The 26,336-nt window shown below is 71.2% G+C and carries 25 protein-coding genes and 1 other RNA gene; 20 read left to right on the top strand and 6 right to left on the bottom strand.

The features are described from left to right. Together exbD and J2Y70_RS05730 are read left to right on the top strand one after the other, a co-directional pair. Positions 1–426 (top strand): TonB system transport protein ExbD, encoded by a 426-nt coding sequence (gene exbD / locus J2Y70_RS05735; protein WP_263395587.1) that lies wholly within the window; start codon positions 1–3, stop codon positions 424–426. Next, on the top strand, positions 423–1,181 hold the full coding sequence (locus J2Y70_RS05730; protein WP_309914433.1) for an energy transducer TonB: 759 nt from the start codon (positions 423–425) through the stop codon (positions 1,179–1,181). Before exbD ends, J2Y70_RS05730 begins: the two co-directional genes overlap by 4 nt. Before the next feature lie 29 nt (positions 1,182–1,210). Here J2Y70_RS05730 and J2Y70_RS05725 read toward each other — a convergent pair whose 3' ends face one another. Beyond that, positions 1,211–2,074 carry a YicC/YloC family endoribonuclease gene (locus J2Y70_RS05725; RefSeq protein WP_263395589.1) on the bottom strand — a complete coding sequence of 288 codons (864 nt, stop codon included), beginning with the start codon at positions 2,072–2,074 and terminating at the stop codon, positions 1,211–1,213. A gap of 101 nt (positions 2,075–2,175) precedes the next feature. Here J2Y70_RS05725 and rph point away from each other — a divergent pair, with 101 nt between their 5' ends. From rph to J2Y70_RS05680, 9 genes are all read left to right on the top strand, one after another. Beyond that, the gene (gene rph, locus J2Y70_RS05720; RefSeq protein ID WP_263395590.1) at positions 2,176–2,901 is read left to right on the top strand and encodes a ribonuclease PH; all 726 of its coding nucleotides are present in this window, start codon (positions 2,176–2,178) and stop codon (positions 2,899–2,901) included. Further along, positions 2,898–3,290 (top strand): VOC family protein, encoded by a 393-nt coding sequence (locus tag J2Y70_RS05715; RefSeq protein WP_309914429.1) that lies wholly within the window; start codon positions 2,898–2,900, stop codon positions 3,288–3,290. Before rph ends, J2Y70_RS05715 begins: the two co-directional genes overlap by 4 nt. Next, complete coding sequence (gene rdgB, locus J2Y70_RS05710; RefSeq protein WP_309914426.1) at positions 3,287–3,880, top strand: RdgB/HAM1 family non-canonical purine NTP pyrophosphatase; 594 nt, start codon at positions 3,287–3,289, stop codon at positions 3,878–3,880. The genes J2Y70_RS05715 and rdgB overlap by 4 nt, the downstream gene beginning before the upstream one ends. A gap of 151 nt (positions 3,881–4,031) precedes the next feature. Next, complete coding sequence (gene hemW / locus J2Y70_RS05705) at positions 4,032–5,189, top strand: radical SAM family heme chaperone HemW (RefSeq protein WP_309914424.1); 1,158 nt, start codon at positions 4,032–4,034, stop codon at positions 5,187–5,189. A gap of 88 nt (positions 5,190–5,277) precedes the next feature. Continuing rightward, on the top strand, positions 5,278–7,824 hold the full coding sequence (locus J2Y70_RS05700; RefSeq protein ID WP_309914420.1) for a DUF1631 domain-containing protein: 2,547 nt from the start codon (positions 5,278–5,280) through the stop codon (positions 7,822–7,824). After that, positions 7,821–8,162, top strand: coding sequence for a PilZ domain-containing protein (locus J2Y70_RS05695; protein ID WP_309914416.1), 342 nt, complete (start codon positions 7,821–7,823; stop codon positions 8,160–8,162). The genes J2Y70_RS05700 and J2Y70_RS05695 overlap by 4 nt, the downstream gene beginning before the upstream one ends. A 398-nt stretch (positions 8,163–8,560) precedes the next feature. Beyond that, a complete protein-coding gene (gene pepQ / locus J2Y70_RS05690; protein ID WP_309914413.1) occupies positions 8,561–9,889 on the top strand; it encodes a Xaa-Pro dipeptidase in 1,329 nt (442 codons plus the stop codon). A gap of 539 nt (positions 9,890–10,428) precedes the next feature. After that, positions 10,429–11,022 carry a TetR/AcrR family transcriptional regulator gene (locus tag J2Y70_RS05685; protein ID WP_309914410.1) on the top strand — a complete coding sequence of 198 codons (594 nt, stop codon included), beginning with the start codon at positions 10,429–10,431 and terminating at the stop codon, positions 11,020–11,022. 34 nt (positions 11,023–11,056) lie between these two features. Further along, positions 11,057–11,692: a cytochrome b gene (locus J2Y70_RS05680; RefSeq protein WP_309914408.1), complete on the top strand. Its 636-nt coding sequence runs from the start codon at positions 11,057–11,059 to the stop codon at positions 11,690–11,692. A gap of 36 nt (positions 11,693–11,728) precedes the next feature. On the opposite strand, the gene J2Y70_RS05675 is transcribed toward J2Y70_RS05680, so the two are convergent. Together J2Y70_RS05675 and J2Y70_RS05670 are read right to left on the bottom strand one after the other, a co-directional pair. Then, positions 11,729–12,820, bottom strand: coding sequence for an ATP-binding protein (locus J2Y70_RS05675; protein WP_309914406.1), 1,092 nt, complete (start codon positions 12,818–12,820; stop codon positions 11,729–11,731). Then, positions 12,817–13,551: a response regulator gene (locus J2Y70_RS05670; RefSeq protein ID WP_309914403.1), complete on the bottom strand. Its 735-nt coding sequence runs from the start codon at positions 13,549–13,551 to the stop codon at positions 12,817–12,819. The genes J2Y70_RS05675 and J2Y70_RS05670 overlap by 4 nt, the downstream gene beginning before the upstream one ends. Before the next feature lie 155 nt (positions 13,552–13,706). Here J2Y70_RS05670 and J2Y70_RS05665 point away from each other — a divergent pair, with 155 nt between their 5' ends. Both J2Y70_RS05665 and J2Y70_RS05660 read left to right on the top strand, forming a co-directional pair. After that, positions 13,707–14,861, top strand: a complete 1,155-nt coding sequence (locus J2Y70_RS05665; RefSeq protein ID WP_309914400.1) for an efflux RND transporter periplasmic adaptor subunit — start codon at positions 13,707–13,709, stop codon at positions 14,859–14,861. Between the two features lie 15 nt (positions 14,862–14,876). Then, positions 14,877–18,011, top strand: coding sequence for a multidrug efflux RND transporter permease subunit (locus J2Y70_RS05660; RefSeq protein WP_309914397.1), 3,135 nt, complete (start codon positions 14,877–14,879; stop codon positions 18,009–18,011). A 68-nt stretch (positions 18,012–18,079) separates the two neighbouring features. Here the strand turns inward: J2Y70_RS05660 and J2Y70_RS05655 are convergent, their stop codons facing one another. From J2Y70_RS05655 to J2Y70_RS05645, 3 genes are read right to left on the bottom strand one after another with little or no spacing between them, the layout of a single operon-like run. After that, positions 18,080–19,075, bottom strand: a complete 996-nt coding sequence (locus tag J2Y70_RS05655) for a hypothetical protein (protein ID WP_309914394.1) — start codon at positions 19,073–19,075, stop codon at positions 18,080–18,082. 55 nt (positions 19,076–19,130) lie between these two features. Further along, complete coding sequence (locus J2Y70_RS05650; protein WP_309914391.1) at positions 19,131–20,456, bottom strand: aminopeptidase P N-terminal domain-containing protein; 1,326 nt, start codon at positions 20,454–20,456, stop codon at positions 19,131–19,133. Between the two features lie 3 nt (positions 20,457–20,459). After that, a complete protein-coding gene (locus J2Y70_RS05645) occupies positions 20,460–21,005 on the bottom strand; it encodes a YecA family protein (protein ID WP_309914388.1) in 546 nt (181 codons plus the stop codon). Positions 21,006–21,161: 156 nt separating this feature from the next. Between J2Y70_RS05645 and J2Y70_RS05640 the strand changes: the two genes are divergently transcribed. The 7 genes from J2Y70_RS05640 to J2Y70_RS05610 all read left to right on the top strand — a co-directional run bounded on the left by J2Y70_RS05640 (position 21,162) and on the right by J2Y70_RS05610 (position 26,332). Continuing rightward, positions 21,162–23,381, top strand: coding sequence for an EAL domain-containing protein (locus tag J2Y70_RS05640; protein WP_309914385.1), 2,220 nt, complete (start codon positions 21,162–21,164; stop codon positions 23,379–23,381). 67 nt (positions 23,382–23,448) lie between these two features. Continuing rightward, positions 23,449–23,670, top strand: coding sequence for a TIGR02449 family protein (locus J2Y70_RS05635; RefSeq protein WP_309914382.1), 222 nt, complete (start codon positions 23,449–23,451; stop codon positions 23,668–23,670). Then, positions 23,667–23,960, top strand: coding sequence for a cell division protein ZapA (locus J2Y70_RS05630; protein ID WP_309914379.1), 294 nt, complete (start codon positions 23,667–23,669; stop codon positions 23,958–23,960). The genes J2Y70_RS05635 and J2Y70_RS05630 overlap by 4 nt, the downstream gene beginning before the upstream one ends. Before the next feature lie 98 nt (positions 23,961–24,058). Further along, positions 24,059–24,243: non-coding RNA, 6S RNA (ssrS, locus tag J2Y70_RS05625), on the top strand. Between the two features lie 170 nt (positions 24,244–24,413). Continuing rightward, entirely contained in the window at positions 24,414–25,193 is a 780-nt protein-coding gene (locus J2Y70_RS05620; RefSeq protein ID WP_309914376.1) for a thioesterase family protein, read from the top strand. Between the two features lie 78 nt (positions 25,194–25,271). Next, positions 25,272–25,865, top strand: a complete 594-nt coding sequence (locus J2Y70_RS05615) for a 5-formyltetrahydrofolate cyclo-ligase (protein ID WP_309914373.1) — start codon at positions 25,272–25,274, stop codon at positions 25,863–25,865. Next, complete coding sequence (locus tag J2Y70_RS05610) at positions 25,862–26,332, top strand: EVE domain-containing protein (RefSeq protein WP_263395606.1); 471 nt, start codon at positions 25,862–25,864, stop codon at positions 26,330–26,332. The genes J2Y70_RS05615 and J2Y70_RS05610 overlap by 4 nt, the downstream gene beginning before the upstream one ends. Positions 26,333–26,336: the final 4 nt, after the last annotated feature.

The raw sequence follows: 26,336 nt of genomic DNA, 5'->3' as shown, positions 1-26,336 counted from the left end.
ATGACCATCCGCACGGGCCGAGACGACGACGAGGCGCTGGAAGAGAACCACGCGATCAACGTCACCCCGCTCATCGACGTGATGCTGGTGCTGCTGATCGTCTTCATGGTCGCCGCGCCGCTGGCCACGGTGGAGGTGCCGGTGGAGCTGCCCGCCAGCAGCGCGGCGCCGCAGCCCAGGGACCGCGATCCGGTCTACCTGACGCTGCACAAGGACCTGGGCCTGAGCCTCAACGACACCCGGATCGAGAACGCTGCACTGCAGCCGGCGCTGGATCGGCTGACCCGTGGCGATCGCGACCAGCGCATCTTCCTGCGCGCCGACCGGGCCGTGGCCTACGGCGAGCTGATGCAGACGATGAACGCGCTGCGCGACGCAGGCTACCTGAAGGTGGCGCTGGTCGGGATGGAGCGCGCCGGGCAATGAGCGCAGCGCCGCAGGAGCGAGCGCTGCGGCGCTGGCTGCTCAGTCTCGGCGGCGTGCTGGCGGCGCATGCGGCGATCCTGACCATGCTGCTGTGCTGGCCGTCGCGCGATCGGCCGCTGCCGCTCGCCGCTCCCGCGCAGGCGGTCATGCTGGAACTCGCGCCGATCCCGACCGCTCCGCCAGCGGCGCCCAGCGAGGTGCCGCCGGGGCCGCCGCAGAAAGAGCAGCAGCAACGCCAGGTTCCGCGCGCGCGTGCACCGCTGCCGGCGTCCCCGCCGCTGCAACGCCTGCCTGCAGGCCGCGAGCAACCGCCGCCGTCGGCGCCGGCGCCGGCGCAAGACGAACCGCTAGACGAACCGCAAGCGGCCAGCGCCGCGCAGGCCAGCGCCCCGCCCAGCGCGCCGGCGCCGCCGGCAAACCGCTATGCCGCGGCGCAATCGCTCTCCGGCGTGGCGCAACAGCAGCGCGCCACCTGGCAGGCGCAAGTGCTGGGCCATCTGCAACGCTACAAGCGCTATCCGCGGCCGGCGCAACGGCGCAGGCAGGAAGGGGTGGTGCAGGTCCAGTTCGCGGTGGATCGGCGCGGCCATGCCAGCGCGATCCGCGTCGTCCAGGGCAGCGGCCACGACGCGCTGGACAGCGAGACCTTGGCGACGGTGCAGCGGGCCAGCCCGCTGCCGCCACCGCCAGCGGAGATCGAGGGCGACCCGGTGCAGGTGGTGGTGCCGGTGGACTTCTTCCTGCGCGAGCGCTGACGCGGACGCCGGACGGCGCCGGCGGCAAGCTACTCCAGGTTCTGCACCTGCTCGCGGATTTGGTCGATCAGCACCTTCAGCTCCACCGCCGCGTTGGAGGTGCGGCTGTCCACCGACTTGGAGCCCAGGGTGTTGGCCTCGCGGTTGAATTCCTGCAGCAGGAAATCCAGGCGCCGGCCGGCCGGCTCGGGCTGGCGCAGCACGCGGCGGATCTCCTTGATGTGGCTGCCGAGCCGGTCCAGCTCCTCGTCCACGTCGAGTTTCTGCAGCCACAGCACCAGTTCCTGCTCGGCGCGGCCCGGATCGACCGGATGCGGCAGGTCGGCCAGGCGTGCGGCCAGCTTGGCGCGCTGGCCCTCGCGGATGGCCGGGATCAGTTCCTTCACCTCGCCGGCGATGCGCTCGACCGCGTCGACCCGCTCGACGATGGCCGCCGCGAGCTTGCCGCCCTCGCGCTCGCGCGCGGCGACGAATTCGGCCACCACCTCGTCCAGCAGTTCCAGCGCCTGTGCCTGCAGCGCGGCCGGGTCGACCGCCTGCCCCTGCAGTACGCCGGGCAGCTGCAGCAGGTCGGCGAACTGCACCTGCAGCTGCGGGAAGCGCGCGCCGAGCCGCTGCGCGAGCACGGCCAGCTGCTCGACCAGCGGTTCGTTCACCGCCAGCGCCTGCGCGTTGGCATCGGGCGCGCGCAGGCGCAGCATCAGGTCCAGCTTGCCGCGGCTGACCCGCGCGGCCAGGCGTTCGCGCAACTGCGGTTCCAGCGCGCGCAGCTCCTCCGGCAGGCGCACGCTCACTTCGAGAAAACGGTGGTTGACCGAGCGCAACTCGCAGCCCAGCGTGCCCCAGGGAGTGATGCGCTCGGCGCCGGCGAAGGCGGTCATGCTGCGGATCATGTGCTGTTCCGGTGCGTGCAAAGCGCGAATGGTACCCTAGCGCCCCGCCGGCCCGGCCCGTTGCCGCGCCCGGCCCTCACGACACCTCCGGATCGAACCCCATGTCCTTTTCCCGTCCCAGTGGCCGCACGGCCGATCAGCTGCGCCCGGTGCGCATCGAGCGCGCCTTCACCCGCCACGCCGAAGGTTCGGTGCTGGTCAGCTTCGGCGACACCCGCGTGCTGTGCAACGCCAGCGTCGAGAACCGCGTGCCCGGCTTCCTGCGCGGCAAGGGCGAAGGCTGGATCACCGCCGAGTACGGCATGCTGCCGCGCGCCACCCATTCGCGTTCCGACCGCGAGGCCGCGCGCGGCAAGCAGGGCGGGCGCACGCTGGAGATCCAGCGCCTGATCGGCCGCGCGCTGCGCGCCTGCGTGGACCGCAACGCGCTCGGCGAGCGCACCATCACCCTGGACTGCGACGTGCTGCAGGCCGACGGCGGCACCCGCACCGCGGCGATCACCGGCGCCTACGTGGCGCTGATGGACGCGGTGAACTGGCTGCAGAAGCGCGGCGACCTGAAGAAGCCGGTGGTGCTCGGCGCGGTCGCCGCGGTCTCGGTCGGCGTCTACCGCGGCACCCCGGTGCTGGACCTGGACTACGCCGAGGACAGCGACTGCGACACCGACATGAACGTGGTGATGAACGACGGCGGCGGCTTCATCGAAATCCAGGGCACTGCCGAAGGCCACGCGTTCCGCCGCGACGAACTGGACGCGCTGCTGGCGCTGGCCGAAACCGGCATCGGCCAGCTGCTTGCCGCCCAGCGCGAGGCGCTGGCGCGGTGAAGCGGCGGATCGCATTGACCACGCTGATCGTGGCCGACTACGACGCGGCGATCGCCTGGTACACCGGCAAGCTCGGCTTCGCCCTGCTGCAGGACGTGGCGCTCGGCGACGGCAAGCGCTGGGTGGTGGTCGGCCCGGGCGGCAGCGACGATGCCGCGCTGCTGCTGGCCGAACCCGGCGACGCCGCGCAGCGCGCGCGGATCGGCGACCAGACCGGCGGGCGCGTGGACCACTTCCTGTACACCGACGACTTCGCCCGCGACCACGCCGCGATGCTGGCGCAGGGCGTGGAGTTCCTCGAATCCCCACGCGCGGAACCCTATGGCACGGTCGCGGTGTTCCGCGACCTGTACGGCACCAAGTGGGACCTGCTGGAACCCAAGCAATGAAGACACTGGTCCTGGCCAGCAGCAACGCCGGCAAGCTGGAAGAACTGCATGCGCTGCTCGACGGCACCGGCATCGAGCTGGTCGCGCAGTCCACGCTCGGCGTGCGCGATGCCGACGAGACCGGCCTGACCTTCGTCGAGAACGCGCTGCTCAAGGCGCGCCACGCCGCGCAGGTCACCGGCCTGCCGGCGCTGGCCGACGACTCGGGCATCTGCGTGGACGCGCTGCGCGGCGCGCCCGGCCTGTATTCGGCGCGCTACGCCGGCGAACACGGCAACGCCAACGCCAACATCGACAAGCTGCTGCACGCACTGCGCGACGTGCCCGATGCGCAGCGTGGCGCGCATTTCTACTGCGTGCTGGTGCTGCTGCGGCATGCCGAAGACCCGCAGCCGCTGCTGGTGGAAGGCAGCTGGCGCGGACGCATCCTGCACGCGCGCGCCGGCGACGGCGGCCACGGCTACGACCCGGTGTTCTTCGACCCCGAGCACGGCCAGAGCGCGGCGCAGATGCCGCTGGCGCTGAAGAACCGGATCAGCCACCGCGGCCAGGCGCTGGCACTGTTGAAGCAGCGCCTGGCATCCCTGTAGCGGGCGCGCGAGCGCCGCTACGGCTTCCGCCTGGCGCCAGGTGGCCGCTCCCCGGGCGTAGCCGGCGCTGCAGCCACCGCCCCTCTTCCACCACCGAAACCCAAGCTGCGCGCCCGCGCGCCGCTGCCGCTCCGCCTTCTACACTGTCCCCATGCCGCCGCTGATCCCGCCCCCGCTGTCGCTGTACGTGCACCTGCCCTGGTGCGTGCGCAAATGCCCGTACTGCGATTTCAACTCGCATGCGGCCAAGGGTGCGCTGCCGTTCGACGACTACGTGGACGCGCTGATCCGCGACCTTGACCAGGACCTGCCGCTGGTCTGGGGCCGCACCGTGCAGACCGTGTTCTTCGGCGGCGGCACTCCCAGCCTGTTCCCGGCCGAAGCGATCGACCGCTTCCTGCAGGCGGCCAGCGCGCGCCTGCGCTTCGCGCCGAACCTGGAAATCACCCTGGAGACCAACCCGGGCACCGCCGAGCACGGCCGCTTCGACCGCTACCTGGCGGCCGGGGTCAACCGGCTCAGCTTCGGCATCCAGAGCTTCGACGACGCCGCGCTGCAGCGCCTGGGCCGGATCCACGACAGCGCCGACGCCGAGCGCGCGGTGAAGCTGGCGCAGGACGCCGGCTACGCCAACCTCAACCTGGACCTGATGTACGCGCTGCCGCAGCAGACCCTGGCCGGGGCGGAGGCCGACATCGCCCGCGCGCTGGCGCTGCAGCCCACCCACCTCAGCCACTACCAGCTGACCCTGGAGCCGAACACGGTGTTCGCCGCGCGCCCGCCGCAGGGCATCCCGGAGGACGACGACGCCTGGGACATGCAGGAGCGCTGCCAGGCGCTGCTGGCCGCGGCCGGCTACGCCCAGTACGAGGTCAGCGCCTATGCCCGCGACGGCTACCAGTGCGCGCACAACCTCAACTACTGGAAGTTCGGCGACTACCTGGGCATCGGCGCCGGCGCCCACGGCAAGATCAGCTCCGGCGCCGAGCAGAGCATCCTGCGCCGCTGGAAGACCAAGCATCCGCAGGCGTTCCTGGCCGCCGCCGGCACCCCGGCGGCGATCGGCGGCGACGAGTGGATCGCGGCCGAACGGCGCCCGTTCGAATACATGCTCAACGCGCTGCGCCTGAACCAGGGTTTCGCGCTGCGCGACTTCGCCGCACGCACCGGCCTGGCGCCGGAGGCGATCGCGCCGGCGCTGGCGCAGGCGCAGGCGCGGGACTGGCTGCGGGTGGACGCCGGGTACGCCGTCCCTACCGAACTGGGACGGCGCTTCACCAACGACGTGGTCGCCCTGTTCCTGGCCTGAAAACGCCTGGCCGCGGCACCCCGGCGTGGTTGCGCCGGCGGAAACGTGCTACATACCGGACCCGGAAAAAGTAAACGGCGATCACAGGATGTCATTGTCTGCTACCCCGTCGGCCAACCCGGCGACGCTCGCTGCGGCCGCCCTGCCCACGCGTGTGCGCGACATCCTGGACACGCTCAAGACCTTGCTGTGGCAGGCGCTGGACGCCCCGCTGCAAACGACCCTGGCCGAGCTGGAGCGCGAGCTGTTCGACCAGGCCGAGCGTGCGCGCAACAGCCAGCTGCAACAGGACATCTACCAGGAACTGCAGGGCCTGCGCGCGCGCCGCGAGCGCTTCGCGCCGTTCTACAAGGCGCAGCTGGAAGCGGCGCTGGCCACGATCCGGCTGCCGCCCGACCCCAGCGGCCCGCGCCGGCAGGAAAAGGCCAACGCGGCGATGCAGATGCTGACCCTGGTCGCCGACGTGGACATCGACCGCGACATCGTGCTGCACGACATCGCCCGGCGCGAGGCCGCGCGCGCCAGCATCCCGTTGCAACTGCTCGGCCAGCGCTTCGGCGTGCTCGCCGCGCGGCCGGCGTTCGAGGCCGAGCACACCCCGCTCGGCCCGCACCTGCTGTGCCGGATCCTGCGCGAGGCCGGCGAGGAACTGCGGCTGGGGTTGGACGCGCAACTGACCCTGTACCGCGCCTTCGAGCGCCAGGTGCTGGCGCGCTACGGCGAGATCGTGGAGCGCGCCAACGTGTTGCTGACCCATGCCGGCGTGCTGCCCGGGCTGGTCTATTTGCCGTACGTGGCGCGTCCGCCGGCGGAACCGACTGCCGGCGCACGCGGCGCGGCGCGGCCCTCCCCCGCCACGCGCCCGGCCACCGGCTGGTCGGGGCAGGCGGCGCCCAGCGCCTGGTCCAGTCCGAGTTCCGGTGCAGCGGCCAGCGAGGCCCGGCCCGGCATGCCGACGATGCCAGCCCCAGCCACACCAGGCCCGCCACCCGCGGCCGCGGCCGCAGCGCAGCAGCGCGCGTCCGGTGCCGCGGCGACGGCGGCCACCGCCCCGGCGGCAGCGGCCACCGGCAGCGAACCGACCGACCTGGCCACGCTGCGCCAGCTGCTCGCCGTCGCGCGCGACCGTGCGGCGGCAGCGGCGGTCGCAGCGCCGGCCGGCACTGCGCATGCCGCAGCGGCCGGCGGCCAGCCCGCCGCCACCGCCGCGACGACGCCCACCGCGGGCGGCCCCACCATGCCGGCCACGCCACGCACCACCGCGGCGACCGGCACGTCCGCGGCAGCCGCCAACGGCACTGCCCCCGCCGTGCCGACCGCCTCGCTGCTGCAGGCGCTGGGCGAGCTGCAGGCGCAGCCGCCCGCGCACAGCGCGCAGGCCGGACTGCGCGGCCGCCGCCAGGTCCGCGACGTGCAGGCCGCCTTGCTGGCCACGCTGCGCGCCGAGCATGGCGCGCAGGCCGCGCTGGCTCCGCAGGATGCCGACACCTTCGAACTGCTCGGCCTGCTCTACGCCGAGGTCGAGCGCGAAGTGCGCAGCGAAGCGCCCGCCGCCGCGCTGCTGGAACGCCTGCAGGTGCCGCTGGTGCGCGCCGCGCTGCAGGACCCGGCGTTCTTCGTGCGCCACCAGCATCCGGCGCGCGAACTGCTCAACGCGGTCGCCGAATCCGGCGCCACCTGGCTCGGCGAAGAAGACACCGATCCACAGCTGCTGTTGAAGCTGAACCAGACCGTGGACCGGGTGGTCGAGGACTACGAAGGCGACGAGAGCGTCTTCGAACAGGCCCACCAGGACATCCAGGCGCAGTACCGCGCGCTGGCGCACAAGGCCGAGATCGCCGAGCGCCGGCACATCGAGGCCGCACGCGGCAAGGAGCGGCTGGAGGTGGCCAAGCAGTTGGCCAATGCCACGCTGGACGACCTGTGCCGGACCTGGCAGCCGCCCAAGTTCGTGCAGGCGCTGCTGAAGCAGGCCTGGTCCGACGTACTGACCCTGACCCTGCTGCGCCAGGGCGAGGACTCGGAAGCGTGGCGCGAGCGCCAGCAGCTGACCCAGTGCATCGCCGAGGTCAGTTGTCGCGACAACGGCGGCGATCCCGATACCGGCCTGGCCGACGAGGTGCGCAGCGCCTTGTTGCAGGTGGGCTACCACCAGGACGAAGCCGCCGCGATCGCGCGGCGCCTGTCCACCCCGGGAGGCGGCGACGAACTGGTCTCGCGCACCGAACTCAGCGCCAGGCTCAAGTCGCGCACCCGCCTCGGCGACCAGGGCGAGGACGAGCGTCCGCTGCTGGCGCCGCGCAACGAGACCGAGCAGGCCGCGTACGCGCGCTTGCGCAGCCTGCCGTTCGGCACCTGGTTCGAGTTCGTCACCAACCAGCAGGGCGACCTGAAACGGCAGCGCCTGTCCTGGTACAGCCCGATCACCGATCGCGCCCTGTTCGTCAACCAGCGCGGGCACAAGACCGCCGAATACTCGCTGGACGCGCTGTCGCGGTTGCTGGCGCAGGGCCAGGCGCGGATCGTCACCGAAGACCGCGCGCGGCTGATCGACCGCGCCTGGCACGCCACCGTGCGCGCGCTGCGCACCCTGGCCGGCGCGCCTGCGCCCAACGCCCCCCTGGAGGACGCATGATCGCCGAAGCCCGCCGCTCGCCGCGACGACAGGTCCCGGACATGGTGCCGGTGCTGGACATGATGGAAGACGCCGTGGTCGGCCGGCTCGGCAACGTGTCCGAGAGCGGCATGCTGCTGCTGGCGTCGGCCCCGCTGCACGACGACGCGCTGTACCAGTTGCGCTTCGCGATCCCGCAACTCGGCCGCGACACCCAGATCGACGTCGGCGTGCACCTACTGTGGAGCGAACGTTCGCATGCGCCGGGCCAGTCCTGGGCCGGCTTCCGCTTCCTGACCATCTCGCCCGCGCACCGCGAACTGCTGCGGCAGTGGATCAATGCGGGGCCGGCCGGGTAGCGCATCGGGCACCTGTCCGCATCGCCGGCGACATGGTGCGGAAGCAACACCGATGAGACAAGCAAAGCCGAGCGGTTGGCGGACGCTGGACTGAAGCCTCCTCCACACCAGTCCGTGGCCTGCTGCTGCAGGCGCGGCTTGAACAGGTGCGCACTACGCACGAACGTGACGTCGCGGCACATGCCCGCCGCCCACTCACCTGTGAGAGCGACTTCAGTCGCGACGGGCATTACCGGTAGCGCCCGTCGCGACTGAAGTCGCCCCCATAAATTGCCGATCGCGGCGCCACGCCCTCCTCGCTCCTGGAGCGGCGCTGGCGCCGATCGCGTTGGCAAGCGCCGCGACGTTTGCGGCAAACTGGGCGCCTGCCTTTTCGCATCGCCGACCGAGCCTTCGCCATGATCCAGCACGACCCCAGTGCCCTGTATGCCGACCACCTGCGCACGCTGGCGCAACGCGCCGACACCGCGCTGGCGCGCGGCGGCTTCGACCATCTGGTAGTGCCCAGCGGCACCCTGCACTACCAGCTGTTCGACGACCGCGACTATCCGTACGCGGTGAACCCGCAGTTCAAGGCCTGGCTGCCGTTGACCCGGATGCCGAACAGCTGGCTGGTGTACACGCCCGGGCGCCGCCCGCAGGTGATCTTCCACCAGCCGCGCGACTACTGGCACGTGGTGCCGGCCGCGCCGAACGGCTGGTGGGTGGAACATTGCGACATCCACGTCATCCGCAGCCCGGAAGAGGCGCTGGCGCTGCTGCCCGCGGCGGCGGCGCGCTGCGCGATCCTGGGCGAGGCGCAGAGCGCGCTGGGCGACTACGTGCCGAACAATCCCGACGCGGTGGTCCAGTACCTGGAGTACCACCGCGCCTACAAGACCGCCTACGAACTGGAACTCATGCGCCAGGCGCAGCATCTGGCGGTGCGCGGCCACCGCGCCGCCGAAGCCGCGTTCCGCGACGGCCGCAGCGAGTTCGAGATCCACATGGCCTATTGCGGCGCGGTCGGCCAGGACGCCAACGACCTGCCGTACGGGAACATCATTGCGCTCAACGAGCACGGCGCGGTGCTGCACTACACCGAACTGGAGCGGCAGGCGCCGGCGCAGCGGCGCAGCTTCCTGATCGATGCCGGCGCCTCCGCGCACGGCTACGCCAGCGACATCACCCGCAGCTACGCCGCCGACACCGGCAGCGAGTTCCAGGCGCTGATCGACGCGGTCGACGCCGCGCAACTCCGCATGGGCCAGAGCGTGCGCGCCGGCGTGGACTACAAGCAGTTGCACCTCGACGCGCACCTGGCGCTGATGGGCGTGCTCAAGGACTTCGGGGTGATCACCGTGTCGCCGGAAGCCGCGCTGGCCACCGGCGTCAGCGCCGCGTTCTTCCCGCACGGGCTCGGCCACCCGATCGGCCTGCAGGTGCACGACGTGGCCGGCTTCGCCGCCAGCGACCGCGGCGGCCGCATCGAACGCCCCGTCGGCCATCCCTACCTGCGCATGACCCGCGTGCTGGAACCGGGCATGGTGGTGACGATCGAACCGGGCGTGTACTTCATCGACATGCTGCTGGACGAAGCCAAACAGGCCGGCCACGCCGCCAGCATCGACTGGGCGCGCGTGGCGCAGTTCAAGCCCTACGGCGGCATCCGCATCGAGGACGAGGTGGCCTGTACCGACGGCGATCCGGAGAACCTGACCCGCCCGGCGTTCGCCGCGGCGGCCTGACCGTCGCGCGTGTTGTTCGCCGGGCAGCGCAGACGCACGGCGAGACTGCCGGCCTTCCCTCGGGTTTCTGGGCAGCTGGTGGCACGGAGGCTCGTTGCCGCCAGCGCGCAATGAACGCACCGCGGCTGCCTGCTGCGTCTACCGGCAAGCCCGCAGTACCCGCGAATGACGCCGGCCTATGAGCGGGGATGGCCGTATCCATGACGCCCAACGCTGTTCTATTTGCCCGCGCGAAGCGCAACGTGCCGGTGCTGGACTGATGCCGCGCGTGGAAGCGAACGCTTCGGCTATCCGACGACGGCCAGCGCAAGCCGATGCATGCACCAAGGAAAGGGCCGCTCGTAGCCGCTGATCGCATGTCCTTGCGGAGGGCGAGAAGACATCGCGGCACCGCCTACGACACGCGGCGCCAGCCGCCGCGGATCGCCCACCAGCCACCGGACCGCTGCTTCCCGGTCGCGCGCCGCCAAGCGCACAGCTAAATTGACATACGCGACGTATGAAAATAGCATACACTGCGTATGTCAACTGGCCACCGCATGCCACGCCGCCGCTCCCGCACCGAAATGATCGAGGACACCCGCGCCAAGCTGCTGGCGGCGGCGCGGCGCGCGTTCGCCGCGCAAGGCTTCGCGCACACCTCGATGGACGACTTCACTGCCGAGGTAGGCCTGACCCGCGGCGCGCTCTACCACCACTTCAACGGCAAGGAAGGGCTGCTGACCGCGGTCATCGAACAGATCGAGGTCGAGGTCGGCGCACGCCTGCAGGCGGTGTCCGATGCGGCGCCCTCGCCGTGGGAGGGGTTTCGCCGCCGCTGCCGCACCTATCTGGAACTGGCGCTGGAGCCGGAGATCCGCCGCATCATCCTGCAGGACGCGCGCGCCGTGTTCGGCGACGTCCCGCCGGCCGCGCAGTCGGTAGGGATCGGCGCATTGCAGGCCGCGCTCGAGACCCTGATCGCCGCCGGCACGGTGGCGCCGCTGCATGCGGGGGTGATGGCACGCATGCTCTACGGCGCCATCACCGAAGCCTCGTTCTGGATCGCCGAACCGGAGGGCGACCAGCAGGCGCGCCTGGCCGATGCGCTCGACGGCCTGGAACGGCTGCTCGGCAGCCTGCTCGCCCGCTGAACGATCGCATCCGCACGCTGCCAGGATTCCCCTCATGCAATGGCGCACCACCGCACACCGCTTCGGCTTCGTGGCCAAGCTGTTCCATTGGACCACCGCCGCCGCGTTCATCGGCGCCTACGTGGTCGTCTACTACGTCATCTGGTTCATGGACGACACCTCCGACGCGTCCTTGCCGGTGCTCAACCTCCACTGGGTGCTCGGCCTGCTGGTCGGCTTCCTGGTGCTGCCGCGGCTGCTGTGGCGGTGGCTGGACGTGCAGCCGGACGATCCGCCGGGATCGCCGCTGGAACACCGGCTCGCGCATGCGGCGCACTGGGGCCTGTACGCCCTGCTGATCGTCATGCCGCTGACCGGTTACGTGGGCACCGGTGCCGACACCGACGTCGGCCTGTTCCGCGTCACCGGGTTCAACGACACCCGGCTGTTCGCGTGGATCAGCCAGCGCTTCGCGCTCAGCTGGGAAGCGTTCGAAGCGCCCATCGATGTCGTGCATCACTTCATCGGCAAATGGATCGCGTGGCTGGTGGTCGCGCTGCACGTCGCCGCAGCGCTGTTCCACCACTGGGTGCGCCGCGACGACGTGCTCGCGCGCATGCTGCCGTGGCGGACGGCGCGCGCTGCGCCTGCGTCCGCAGCGGCCGCCGAGAGCGGCACTCCGGCGCCCTGAGCCGCGACGTCCGGTGGCCGCGGCCTGCCGCGCGAATCACAGGCGCGGCAGCGCGACCGGTTCGCCCGCCGGCAGCGGCCAGCGCAGCAGGAAGCTGGTGCCGCCCGTGCCCGAGGGCCGGCAGGTCGCATCGCCGCCGTGCGCCTCGGCGATGGCCTTGACCACGGACAGGCCCAGCCCGCTGCCGCCGCTCTTGCGCGAGCGCGAAGGATCGCCGCGGCGGAAGGCCTCGAACACGCGCGCGGCGACGTCCGCATCGATGCCGGGGCCGTCGTCCTCCACGCTCAGCTCGCACACGCCGTCGCGGTTGCCCGCGCGCACCCGCAACGCGCCGGGTTCGGCGTACGCGAGCGCGTTCTGCAGCAAGGCCATCAGGGCCTGGCGGATGCGCACCGCATCGCACACGACCTGCATCCGCGGATCCAGCTCCACCTGCAGCACGAAACCGCGCGCGGCCAGGCCGCCGGCGAAGGCGTGGACGACGGCGGACAGTTCCTGCGCCAGGTCGGCCGGCGCCAGGTGCAGTTCCAGATGGCCGCTGTCGTTGAGGCTGAGCACACGCAGATCCTCGATCAGCCTGCTCAACCCCTCGACCTGGCGCAGCAGCCCCTGGAACGTCTCGACCTCGGGCTCGAACACCCCTTCCGCCAGGCCCTGCAGGCGCCCGCGCAGGATGGTGACCGGCGTGCGCAGTTCGTGGGCGATGGCCGCGTTCCAGAACTCGCGCTCGCGGGTCATGCGCTGCAGGCGCTCGGCCATCGTGTTGAAGTCGCGCACCAGTTGCGCGGTCTCGCCCAGCGCATGTTCGTCCATCGCCGCGCGCGCCTGCAGGTTGCCCTGGGCGATCTCGCGCAGGCTGTGCGCTACCGAGTTCAGCGGCAGCAGGATCCGGCGCGACAGGCGCACGGCCACCAGCACCGCCACCGCCAGCGCCGCCACCGCAGTGCAGACGATCCATGCCAGCTCGACGCGGGACGGCATCCATGTTTCGGAAATGCTGCCCGGCAGATACGCCACGGCCAGCGCATAGAACACATAGGAACCGACCACCGACAGCAGGATGATCCCCAGCGCCAGCACGCCCAGCGACAGCACGACCTGCCGGCGCAGCCCCGGTTCCTGGCTCACGCGCCGTGCCCGAACCGGTAGCCGACGCCGCGCACGCTGGCCGGCGTGCCCTGCACGCCGAGGGCCTCGAGTTTCTTGCGCAGCTTGCTGATGTGGCTGTCGACCGTGCGTTCCTGGCTGTCGCCCTCGGGCAGGCACGCGCTCAACAGCTCGGCGCGACTGAACACGCGCCTGGGCGCGCGCATCAGCCGGCTCAGGATCTTGAACTCGGTCAGGGTCAGGTCCAACGTGTGGCGCCGCTCGCCGACGCGCACGCTGGCGTGGTGCTGGTCCAGATCGAGATGGAACGCGCCCACCCGAAGCGCGCGCGCTTCGGTCGCGCCGTTGGCCTGGATCCGCCGCAGCACCGCCTGCACGCGCGCCACCACTTCGGCCGGGTTGAACGGCTTCACCACGTAGTCGTCGGCGCCCAGGCGCAGGCCCATCAGTTTGTCGATGTCGTGATCGAGCGCGGTGAGCATGATCACCGGGGTCTGGCCGCGATGGCGCAGCTCGGCGAGCACCTTCCACCCGTCCACGTCGGGCATCTGCACGTCCAGCAGGACCAGGTCCGGATCCAGCGTCAGATGCATGGCGAGCGCTTCGCGGCCATTGACCGCATGCGCCGTGCGCAACCCGCCGCGCGCCAGATACGCCGCCAGGATCTCGGCGATCTCGCGCTCGTCTTCGGCGATCAGGACGAGCGCGGCGGACGCGGGCACCGGTGACGGGCCTGAGGCGGAGGCGGGCATGTGGACGCTGGAATGCTTCGACGCTGAATGGTCGATGGGCCTCCATCATATCTCCACACTGCATCGAAAGCGCCGCAACCATCGCCTGTCACGCTTCCCGCTTCGCACTTCCGCCGCGCGCGCGGCGACACCATCGAGGCTCGTGAGGCATGTGCATGCGACAGTGGTACCGAAACCTGGCGACGGCCGGCCTGGCCGCGCTGGCGCTGGCCGGCTGCGGAACCGGCGGGCAGGACGCTGCCGCACCGCCACCGGCGCAGGTCACGGTGCTGACCCTGCGCCCGGAGCAGGTGACCGCAAGCGTCGACCTGCCAGGGCGGATTTCCGCAGTGCGCAGCGCGCAGATCCGCCCGCAGGTCGGCGGCATCGTGCAGCGGCGTTTCTTCGAACAGGGCGCCGAAGTGACACGCGGCGACGCGCTGTTCCAGATCAACCCGGCCCCGTTCAAGGCCGAGGTCGACAGCGCCGTGGCCGCGATGCAACGCGCGCAGGCCGCGCTGTCGCGCGCCAGCGGGCAGGCCGCACGGCTCGAGCGCCTGGTGCAATCCGACTTGGTCAGCCGGCAGACGTACGACGACGCGGTGGCGCAACGCGACCAGGCCGCGGCCGACGTGGCCGAAGCGCGCGCGACGCTGGCGCGGCGGCGCCTGGACCTGGCGTTCGCGCGGGTCGATGCGCCGATCTCCGGGCGCATCGACCAGGCGCTGCTCACCGAGGGCGCGTTGGTCGCGCCGACCGACAGTGCGCCGCTGGCGGTGGTCCAGCAGATCGACCAGGTCTACGTCGACGTGCGCCAGCCAGCGACCGCGCTGGACCCGATTGGCGATGCGCCGGGCGCGCAGGCGGCCGGCGACCACGGCCTGCCCGCACAGATCCTCGATCGCAGCGGGCAGCCCTCCGGCGTGAGCGGGCGCGTGTTGTTCTCCGGCATCGACGTCGATGCCAGCACCGGGGACGTGCTGCTGCGCATCCTGGTCGACAACCCGCAGCGGCGATTGCTGCCCGGAATGTACGTGCGCGCGCGGGTGCCGCGGGCCAGCTATGCGCAGGCGCTCACCGTTCCCCAGCAGGCAGTCACCCGAATCGGCGCGCAGGCGTACGTGTGGGTGGTGGATGCGCGCGGACGCACACACAGCGCCTCGGTCGAACTCGGCGAACTGGTCGAGCGCCGCTACCGCATCGCCTCCGGCCTGCACGCGGGGCAGCGGGTAGTCATCGAGGGCATCGAACGCCTGAGCGCCGGAGCGACGGTCAGCGCTCGCCCGTGGCGCGGTCCGGCCAGCGCAGCCGCGGCCGCAAGCGCGCGCTGAACGGAGGAATCGAGCATGCCCCAGTTCTTCATCGAACGTCCGGTGTTCGCGTGGGTGATCGCACTGTTCATCGTGCTGTTCGGCGCCATCGCCATCGGGCAGCTGCCGGTCGCGCGCTATCCCTCGGTGGCGCCGCCGTCGGTGACCTTGTACGCGAGCTATCCCGGTGCCACGCCGCAGACGATGAACGATTCGGTGGTCGGCCTGGTCGAACGCGAACTGGCCGGCGTCAAGAACCTGCTGTACTTCGAGTCGTCGGTGGATACCTCCGGCACCGCGCAGATCACCGCGACCTTCAAGCCGGGCACCGATCCGGAGTTGGCGCAGGTGGACGTGCAGAACCGGATCAAGGCGGTGGAACCGCGCCTGCCGCAGGCGGTGCGGCAAAGCGGCCTGCAGGTGGAGTCGGCCGCCTCCGGCTTCCTGATGCTGATCGGCATGACCTCGCGCGACGGCCGCTACGACGAGGTCGCGCTCAACGACTACATGGCGCGCAACATCGTGCAGGAGCTGCGCCGGATCGACGGCGTCGGCCGCGTGCAGCTGTTCGGTGCCGAGCAGGCCATGCGCGTGTGGGTGGATCCGGACAAGCTGGTCGCCTACGGGCTGGCGATGACCGACCTGGCGCAAGCGATCGAACAGCAGAACGCGCAGATCGCGCCGGGCAGGGTCGGCGACGAACCGACCCTGCCCGGCCAGCGCCTGACCGTGCCGCTGACCGTCGTCGGGCAGCTATCCACGCCGGAGCAGTTCGCCGCGATCGTGCTCCGCGCCAGCGCCGACGGCGCCAGGGTCGTGCTCGGCGATGTGGCGCGCGTGGAACTGGGCGCGCAGTCCTATGCATTCTCCAACCGCGAGAACGGCGCGGCCGCGACCAGCGCCGCCATCCAGCTTTCGCCCGGCGCCAACGCGGTGCGGACCGCGCAGGCGGTGCAGGACAGGCTCGACGAACTGGCCGCCAGCATGCCGGCCGGGATGGCCTACTCCATCCCGTTCAACACCGCGCCGTTCGTAAAGATCTCCATCGAGAAAGTGCTCCACACCCTGCTCGAAGCGATGCTGCTGGTGTTCCTGGTGATGTACCTGTTCCTGCAGAACGTCCGCTATACGCTGATTCCGGCGATCGTCGCGCCGATCGCGCTGCTCGGCACGTTCGCGGTGATGTTGCTGGCCGGGTTCTCCATCAACGTGCTGACCATGTTCGGCATGGTGCTGGCGATCGGCATCATCGTCGACGACGCCATCGTGGTGGTGGAGAACGTCGAACGGCTGATGGCCAGCGAAGGGCTCTCGCCCAGGGACGCCACGTCCAAGGCGATGCGGGAAATCACCGGCGCGGTGGTCGGCATCACCCTGGTGCTGACCGCGGTGTTCATCCCGATGGCATTCGCGGCCGGCTCGGTCGGCGTGATCTACAAGCAGTTCACCCTGTCGATGGCGGTCTCGATCCTGTTCTCGGCGTTCCTGGCGCTGACCCTGACGCCGGCGCTGTGCGCGACGCTGCTGCGTCCGCCGCAGCCCGGCCACCACGAGAAACGCGGCTTCTTCGGCGCCTTCAATCGCCGCTTCGAGCGCCTGACCGGCGGTTACGCAGCGCGCGTGGCGCGCATGGTCCGGCACAGCGGGCGCATGATGGCGGCGTTCTGCGTGGTCTGCGTCGCGCTGGTGTTCGCGGCGCGCCAGCTGCCGTCTTCGTTCCTGCCGGAAGAGGACCAGGGCTATTTCATGACCTCCATCCAACTGCCGACCGGCGCCACCAGCGAGCGCACGCTCGATGTGGTGAAGGCCTTCGAGGCGCATGTCGCAACGCGCCCGGCGCTGGCCTCGAACCTGGTCATCCAGGGCTTCAGCTTCGCCGGCGCGGGGCCGAACGCGGCAATGGCCTTCACCATGCTCAAGGATTGGGACCAACGTGGCGGCGCCACCGCGGGCCAGGAAGCGGCGCTGGCCCAGCAGGCCATGCGCGGCACCGCCGAAGGCACGGTGATGAGCCTGATGCCGCCAGCGATCGACGAGCTGGGCACGTCCTCGGGCTTCACCCTGTTCCTGCAGGACCGCGGCAACCGCGGCGACGCCGCGCTCATGGCCGCGCAGACGCGGCTGCTGGACCTGGCCGCGCACAGCAAGCTGGTCAGCGACGTCTATCCCGACGGCATGCCGCCGGGGAAGAGCATCCAGTTGCAGATCGACCGGCAGAAGGCCGAAGCGATGGGCCTGTCGTTCGGCACGGTCAGCGCGACCCTGTCGGCGGCGATGGGCTCGCTGTACGTCAACGATTTCCCCAACGCCGGGCGCATGCAGCAGGTGATCGTGCAGGCCGACGCGCCGGCGCGCATGCAGCTGGACGACGTGCTGGCGCTGCGCGTGCGCACCGCCTCCGGCGGCATGCTGCCGTTGCGCGAAGTGGTGGCGCCGGCGTGGATCGACTCGCCGCAGCAACTGATGCGCTTCCAGGGCTTTCCCGCCGTGCGCATCGCCGGCGGCGCGGCGCCCGGCATCTCCAGCGGCGAGGCGATGGCGGAAATGGAGCGGCTGGCGGCGCGGCTGCCGCCGGGCTTCGCCGTGGCCTGGACCGGGCAGTCGCTGCAGGAACGCCAGTCGGCGGCGCAGGCGCCGATGCTGACCCTGCTGTCGGCGCTGGTGGTGTTCCTGGTGCTGGCGGCGCTGTACGAGAGCTGGTCGATTCCGCTGTCGGTGATGCTGGTGGTCCCGCTCGGGCTGCTCGGCGCGGTGGCCGCGGTGATGCTGCGCGGCCTGCCGAACGACGTGTTCTTCAAGGTCGGCATGATCACCATCATCGGCCTGTCGGCCAAGAACGCGATCCTGATCGTGGAATTCGCCCGGCAGCTGCACGCCGGCGGCCAGGGCCTGGCCGAGGCGGTGGTGAACGCGGCGCGCCTGCGCCTGCGCCCGATCCTGATGACGTCGCTGGCGTTCGCGCTGGGCGTGGTGCCGCTGATGCTGGCCTCCGGCGCCAGCGCCGAGACCCAGCATGCGATCGGCACCGGCGTGTTCGGCGGCATGGTCAGCGGCACCTTGCTGGCGGTGTTCTTCGTGCCGGCGTTCTTCGTGTTCGTGCTCGGCCTGCAGGGACGTTTCGCGGCCTGGCGCGCACGGCGTGGCGCGGCGCGCTCAAGCGCGCAGGAGTGAGCGCCGACGTGCCCTGCAACGGTGACGATCCGGAAAACCTGATCGGCGCCTGGCTCGCTCCGCCGCGGTCACTGCTTGCCGGTCAACGCATAGGGGCCGCGATTGAAGCTCATGGGCACCGTGTCGTAGCGACGCTGCCCTGCCGCAGCAGGATACGGCGCGGTCTTGAAATCGCGCGCCAACGCCTCGAGTCCGCGCGCCGCGCTCGGCGACGGCAATGCCTCGATCACCAGCGACGACTCGGGACGTCCGCCTTGCGGGTTGCCGCGGAGCAGGAACAGGGTCAACGCCGGGGTGACCGGCAAGTCCATCGGGCTATCGCGCACGGTCTTGCGCCGCTGGTTCTCGGCGCGTGGCGCAAGCCCGGCGCTCTCGCCCGTGTCCTGCGCGTGCAGCGCGTCGATCTGCGCGAACAGCATGCGGTCCAGCACCTTGCCCCGCTGCAGCCGGAGTTCGTTGAACCAGGCTAGGCCGATCGCGTTGCGATCGCCCGACGGCATGGCGGCGTAGCACCGCTCCAGCAGATAGGCGTGATACGCGGTATCGCGATTGAGCTGGCTGGGCCGAAGCGTGCGGCCGCTGGCCTCGCGTTCGCGCGCCGTGAGCTCGCGATCCAGTGCGATCCAGGCCTGCGCCCACTGCATCGCCGGCTTGGCGTTGCCCGCGGACAGTTCCAGTTCCGCCAGCGAGGCGAGCGCCAGCAACGGACACCGTGTCATCCCGAGGCATGTTTCCAGCCAATAGCGCGCGGTATCGTCGTCGCGCTGCACCAGATGCGCCGGATGCGCATCGCCATGGCGGTAGAGCACGCCGAGGTAGAAGGCCGAAGCGCCGTCGCCGTTGCGGGCCAGCGCCACCAACTGCGCCAACAGCTGCTCGCGGGCCGCAGGCACGGAGCGCACCGACAACAGCGTTTCCAGATCGGCCAGCGCCATGCTGGGAACGCCGGCCGCAACGCTGGCCGGCGCTGGCGCCGCATCGTGCGCCTGCGGTACCGCGCCCGCGCTGGCTGCAAGCCACAGCGCTGCCGCGAGCAATCCCGACATCATGTTCTTCAAGATCATTCCCTCCCCCGTACCTGCACACTGTGCGCAGCGGACGACAAGCGCGCAAGTGACGTCAGCGCGCAGCCATCTCCGCCTCGATCTCCTCGGCGCTGCGCGCCAGCGCGGCGGTCAGCACGCGGTGGCCGTCGTCGGTGATCAGCACGTCGTCCTCGGTCCGGATGCCGATGCCGCGCCACTTCGCATCGACCTCCTTGTCGTCGGGCGAGACGTACAGGCCGGGCTCGATGGTGAACACCATGCCCGGCTCCAGCAGGCGCGATTCGCCGGCCAGCTTGTAGTCGCCGACGTCGTGCACGTCCAGGCCCAGCCAGTGCCCGGTCTTGTGCCGGTAGAAGCGCCGATAGTCGCCGCTGGCCAGGTTCTGCTCCAGGCTGCCCTTGAGCAGCCCCAGGCGCAGCAGGCCCTCGGTGAGGGTCTGCACCGCGGCCAGGTGTCCGGCCTCGTAGGCCACACCCGGCCGCGCCTGCGCCAGCGCCGCCGCGTGCGCGGCGCCGACCAGGTCGTGCAGCGCGCGCTGCTCGGCGCTGAAGCGGCCGCTCACCGGGAAGGTGCGGGTGATGTCGGCGGCATAGCCGCGGTACTCGGCGCCGGCGTCGATCAGCACCAGCTCGCCGTCGCGCAGGCGCGCGGCGTTGGCGCGGTAGTGCAGCACGCAGGCGTTGGCGCCGGTGCCGACGATGCTGCCGTAGGCCGGCCAGGCATCGCCGGCACGAAATTCGCGCTCGATCTCCGCCTGCAACTGGTATTCGTGGACGCCCGCGCGCGCCAGCCGCATCGCCGCGCGATGCCCCTCCACGCTCAGGTCGGCGGCCACCTGCATCAGCGCGATCTCGTCGCGCGACTTGAACAGGCGCTGCTCGTGCAGCAGGTGGCCCAGCTCCAGGAACTCGTGCGGCGGCTGCGCGCCGTGCCGCACCTGTTCGCGCACGCGCTTGACCCAGCCGATCAGCTTGAGGTCGAAGTCGACGTCGCGGCCGAAGTGGTAGTACACCCGCGAACGGCCTTCCAGCAGCCCGGGCAGGATCTCGTCGAGGTCCTCGATCGGGTACGCATCGTCCATGCCGTAGCGCTCGACCGCGCCGTCTTGGCCGGCGCGCGGGCCGTCCCAGGCCTCGCGCTCGGGGTCGCGCTCGCGGCAGAACAGCAGCGCCTCGCCGTGCTTGCGGCCCGGCACCAGCACCAGCACCGCCTCTGGCTCGGGGAAGCCGCACAGGTACCAGAAATCCGAGTCCTGCCGGTACGGGTAGTGGGTGTCGTGGCTGCGCACCCGTTCCGGCGCGCTCGGCAGCACCAGGATGGCGTGCTCGCCGGCCATGTCCATCAGGTGTCTGCGCCGGCGCGCGTATTCGCCCGCGCCGATCCCGGTGAGTCGCTTCATCGCTCAGTTCAGGCGTTGCCGGTGGCGCGGGCCGAGCACGCAGTCGCTGTGCAGCAGCAAGGCCGCCACGCGCACGAATTCCTCGATCTCGGCCAGCGCGTCCTCGTCCTCGTCGGCGCTGTCGAAATCGTCGGTGCTGGCCTGCGCCAGCCGCGCCAGGTCCTGCAGCGCCTCCTCGCCTTCTTCGGACAACGGCGGCTTGGCGCCGGCGGCCAGCCCGAAGCCGCCGAGAAAGCCGCGGCACCAGTCGAACAGGCCGTCGGCGCGTTCGGACAGCGGCGCGCCGGCGTCGGTCAGCACCAGGTCGAAGGCGAAATCGCGGTCCTCCAGCTGCGCGACGGTGGCCTCGCGCAGCCGGTCCAGCGCATCGCCGGGGCGCGGCGTGGCGACGCCGGCATCGGCCAGCACCGCCGCCGGCCAGGCCGCCAGGTCGGCGCCGCCGCCGGCCAGCCAGCCGCACAACGCGCCGTGGAGTTCGGCCGCCGACGCGGCCAGGCCCAGTTGTTGGCTGGCTTGGTGGACGTCGTCGGCGGTGGGAAGTTCGGTCATGGACGCAAGGCCTGTTGGGCGCCGATCGCCGGAGCGGGGCGCAGCGGTGGATCGGGCCGCGCAGTGTAGCAATCCGCATGCGCCGCGCTGCTTGTGAAGGCTTCCGACCGGCGCCTACACTCCACCACCCTTTCCTGCTCGAAGCCCCTACCCGCCATGTCGATCGAGCACGTCGCTGCGGGAATCACGGGTCATGCCGGCATCGACTGGCGTTGGGGCTGGGCCGCCGCGGCGGCGATCCTGGCCGTGGCCACGGGGGTGGCGGTGCTGCAGGCCTTGCACTGGCGGCGGCGCATGCAGCAGCAACTGCAGCGCCAGCAGCAGCTGCAGCAGCGCGACCACCACCTGAAACTGGCGCTGTGGGCCTCCGGCGAGCACTTCTGGGACTACGACCTGCAGCAGCGCAAGCTGCGCCGGATGCGCGCCGACGAAGCGGCGCCGCACGCGCAGGAGATCACCATGGTGATCCGCGAGGACGACCCGCTGCGCATCCACCCCGACGACGTGCCGCAGGCCGAACGCGCACTGCGCGAGCACCTGCAGGGGCTGACCCCGGTCTACGTGGCCGAGTACCGGGTGGACCTGGCCGGCGACGGCGTGTGGCTGTGGGCGCGGGTGCGTGGCCGCGTGGTCGACTACGGCGCCGACGGCAAGCCGCGCCGGCTCGCCGGCACCGCGCGCGACATCACCTCGCACCGCCAGGCCGATCTGGAGCGGCGCATCGCCAGCGAAGTGCTGCGCAGCATGAGCGAAGCGGTCGCGGTGCTGGACGAGGAATCCCGCTTCATTTCGGTCAATCCGGCCTTCACCCGCATCACCGGCTACAGCGAGCGCGAAGTGCTGGGCCAGCCGATGGCGCTGCTCGACCACGCACCGGACGTGCCGGTCCCGCCCGCGTTCGAGCATGGCCGGCAGTGGCGCGGCGAAGCCTGGAAGCGGCGCAAGGACGGCCAGGAGATCCTCTGCCACGTGCGCCGCAACACCGTCGTCGACGCCGATGGCCGGCACAGCTTCTACGTGGTGGTGCTGGAAGACATCACCGACCAGAAGCGCGCCGAGCAGGAACTGCGCTACCTGGCCAACTACGACACGCTGACCAGCCTGCCCAACCGCGCCTTGCTGTCCGAGCGGCTGGCGCGCGCGATCGTGCGGGCGCGGCGCCAGGGCAGTTCGGTGGCGGTGCTGTTCCTGGACCTGGACCGGTTCAAGGACATCAACGATTCGCTCGGCCACGCCATCGGCGACCGGGTGCTGCGTGCGGTCGCCGAACGCCTGCAGCAGGCGGTGGGCCCGCAGCACACGGTCGCGCGCCTGGCTGGCGACGAATTCACCGTGGTGGTGGAGGACGTCGCCGACCAGGCCCAAGCCGAGGCCGTCGCCGCGCGCGTGCTGACCGCGTTCGATCCGCCGCTGCAACTGGACGACCGCCGCGAAGTGGCCATCTCCTCCTCGATCGGCATCTCGCTGTTCCCGCAGCACGCGCTGTTGCCCAGCGAACTGCTCAAGCACGCCGACACCGCGATGTACCAGGCCAAGGCCGCCGGCCGCCGCAACATCCAGGTGTACTCGGCGCGCATGGACGAGGCCACCCGCCACCGCGCCACGCTGGCCAGCACCCTGCGTAAGATCCCGCTCGACCAGGAACTGAAGCTGGTCTACCAGCCGCGCTATTCGCTGCGCGAGCAGCGCGTGGTCGGCGTGGAAGCGCTGCTGCGCTGGCACAGCGCCGATTTCGGCACGGTCTCGCCGAGCCAGTTCATTCCCCTGGCCGAGGAGACCGGGCTGATCCTGGAGATCGGCGAGTGGGTGCTGCGCCAGGCCTGCACCACCCTGCGCGGCTGGCGCGAGCTGGGCCTGACCGAGTTGTGCATGTCGGTCAACGTCTCGGCGATCCAGCTCGAGCGCGGCGACCTGCCGGCGCTGATGGCGCGGATCCTGGCCGAGACCGGGGTGCCGGCGAACAGGGTCGAACTGGAACTCACCGAAAGCGTGGTGATGTCGCAGGTCGGCAAGAACGCGGCCACCCTGCACGCCTGCCGCGCGCTGGGCCTGGCCCTGGCGATCGACGACTTCGGCACCGGCTATTCCTCGCTGGCCTACCTGAAGCGGCTGCCGATCAACACCCTGAAGATCGACCAGGAGTTCATCGGCGATCTGACCCGCGACCCGGACGACGAGGCGATCACCAGCACCATCATCGCCATGGGCCACTCGCTGGCGCTGAAAGTGGTGGCCGAAGGCGTCGAGCTGCCCGGCCAGCTGGCGTTCCTGCGCGAGCACGGCTGCGACGAGATCCAGGGCCACCTGGTCGCGCCGGCGCTGGAGCCGGAGGTCTGCCTGCAGCTGCTGCAGCAGCCGTTGCTGCTGCCGGCCTGAGCGGCGGCCGTCGCGGCGCGGCGCGGCGTCTTGACCGCCGCTCGGGCGCATGCCTATCGTGGGCGCCATGGACACCCCCGACACCCTCGCCCAGCTACGCACCCTCGCCACACGCGTGGAAACGCTGGTCGAGCGCTGCCAGCGCCTGGCCGACGAGAACCGCAGCCTGCGCCAGCAGCAGGAGCAGCTGATCGGCGAGCGCTCGCAGCTGCTGACCAAGAACGAGCAGGCGCGCTCGCGGGTCGAGGCGATGATCACCCGGCTCAAGTCGTTGGAGCAGCACACGTGAGCGAACCGGTCAGCGTCCGCATCCTCGATCGCGAATACACCGTCGGCGTCGAGGCCGAGGAGCGCGACAGCTTGGTCGCCGCCGCGCGCCTGCTCGACGCGAAGATGCGCGAGGTGCGCGGCAGCAACCGCATGGCGGCGGTGGACCGGGTCGCGGTGCTGGCCGCGCTGAACCTGGCGCACGAACTGCAACAGCTGCGCGACGAGCAGACGCGGCGCGATCATGAGATGACGCGCACGCTGGCCGATCTCAATCGCCGCCTGGACGGCGTGGTCGATACGGCGCGCTGATCCGCACATCGCATTTCGATCATCAACGTGAATTGCGCCGTACCGCGCGACCGACGAACGGACTAGCCAAGCGCGGCGACAGCGCTATACTTCGTTTGCGTTCTCTGCTGTGAACGACAGCGTGTGCAAACATTCGCCTTGTCCCTTAATTACGACCACGGGATGGCGACGGAATCGGGTGTGCAGGTCCGCCTCGTAGCGGGAAGCCCGATGGTTCCCCAGCTATCCCACTTGAACCCAGGGTTCAAGGTCGTTTCGCACGCATCGTCATGGCGGAGAATGCAATATCCCGGAAACGGCGCCGCAAGGCGCCGTTTCCTTTTGTGTGTCCGCGTGTTGGGCGTGCGCATGCGCGTGGGTTCCCGTCCGTGCCGCACGCCGCCACGCCGCCACGCCGCGACCAGCTGCCGCGCGAGCCTGGGATACTGTCGCCCCCCACCCAGGAGACGCCGCATGCCCTCGCTCGCCCAACTCGTCGACCGCTTCGACCCGGCCGCCGGGTTCGACGTCCCCGCCAGCTGGCGGCAGGGACGTACCGCCTTCGGCGGCCTGTCCGCGGCGCTGGCGCTGCAGGCCGCGCTGCGCGCCGCGCCGTCCGCGCTGCCGCCGCTGAAATCGGCGCACATCTGGTTCGTCGGCCCGACCGACGACGCCCTGCGTTTCGATGCGCGCCTGCTGCGCCAGGGCAAGTCCGCCACCTCGATCGCGGTCGACTGCCTGGCCGGCGAGCAGGTCGCGTTGCGCGCGGCGCTGCTGTTCGCGCAGCCGCGGCCCAGCGGCATCGCCCACGACTTCATGCCGGTGGCGCCGGCGGTGTGCGCACCCGACGCCGCCGCGCCGATCGCCGACAGCGCCGCCACCCCGGCGTTCGTCGCCAATTTCGAGATGCGCTTGGCGGGCGGCGCGCTGCCGGTCTCCGGCGCCGCCACCCCGGAGCTGCTGGTGTGGGCGCGCCACCGCGACGGCGGCGGGGTGGACCCGGGCGTGGCCCTGGTCGCGCTCGGCGACTGCCTGCCGCCGGCGGCGATGGCCTGCTTCACCGAACCGGCGCCGGTCAGTTCGATGACCTGGACCCTGGATTTCCCGCAGCCTGCAACCGCCGGCGACTGGTTCCTGCTGCGTTCGGCCAGCCGGCACGCCGCCGACGGCTATTCGCTGCAGGACATGCAGATCTGGGACCGGGCCGGGCGGCTGGTGCTGTCGGGCCGGCAGACGGTGGCGATCTACGCCTGACGCGCTTGCAGACGATGCCCCAGTAGCCAGTGCGCACCTGGGCACCGACAATGGCGCCCTCTCCTGCCGCGCTGCCCGATGACTTCCGACGACCGCGACCTCCTGCGCCAGCACTTGCGCGCGCGCCGCCGCGCGCTCCCCGCCGCCGAGCGCCTGGCCGCCGCCGACGCGCTGGCGCAGCGCCTGCTGGAGCTGCCGTTCGCGCCGCAGCACGGCCACGTCGCCGGCTATTGGGCGCTGGACGGGGAGATCGCGCTGCACCGCTGGCAGCTGAGCCTGCCGCCTACGGTGCAGTACTGCCTGCCGGTGCTCAGCGGCAAGACCCTGCGCTTCGCGCCGTGGCGCCCGGGGCAGCCGCTGGCCGCCAACCGCTACGGCATCCCCGAACCCGACGTCGCCGCCGAGGCGACCCTGGCGCCGGAGCAGATGGCGCTGGTGGTGGCGCCGCTGGTCGGCTTCGACGCCGGCGGCGGACGCCTGGGCATGGGGGGCGGCTGGTATGATCGCAGCTTCGCATTTCGCCAGCGGCAAGCGCCTCCGCCCTGGCTGGTCGGCGCCGCCTTCGCCGTGCAGCAGGTCGCCGCGCTGCCCGTCGCCGCCTGGGACGTGGCGCTGGATGCGGTCTGCACCGACTCCCTCACCCTCCTGACCGCGACCGATTCCCCCGCATGACCGCACGCAAGCGCTACTGGCTGATGAAGTCCGAACCGGACGCCTTCTCGATCGACGACCTGCAGCGGGTCGGCACCGAACCCTGGAACGGGGTGCGCAACTACCAGGCGCGCAACTTCATGCGCGACGGCATGAAGCTCGGCGACGGCATCCTGTTCTACCACTCCAACTGCAAGGTGCCGGGCATCGTCGGCACGGCCACGGTGGCCAGCGCGGCCTATCCTGACGTCACCCAGTTCGATCCCACCTCCGACTACCACGACCCCAAGGCCACCCGCGAACAGCCGCGCTGGTACCTGGTGGACGTGGCCTTCGAGCGCAAGCTCGCGCGCACCATCGCGCTGGACGAGATCAAGCAGCACGCCGACGCGCTCGGCGAAGGCTTTCCGCTGACCGCGCGCGGCAATCGCCTGTCGGTGTTCCCGGTCAGCGCCGCGCAGTGGAAGCTGTTGCTGGCGCTTGAGTAGCCAG

The sequence above is a fragment of the Xanthomonas sp. 1678 genome, from assembly GCF_031455575.1.
In the GTDB taxonomy this organism is placed as follows: domain Bacteria; phylum Pseudomonadota; class Gammaproteobacteria; order Xanthomonadales; family Xanthomonadaceae; genus Xanthomonas_A.
The sequence above is the reverse complement of the archived record's forward strand: the minus strand, read 5'-3'. Positions and strand labels throughout refer to the sequence as shown.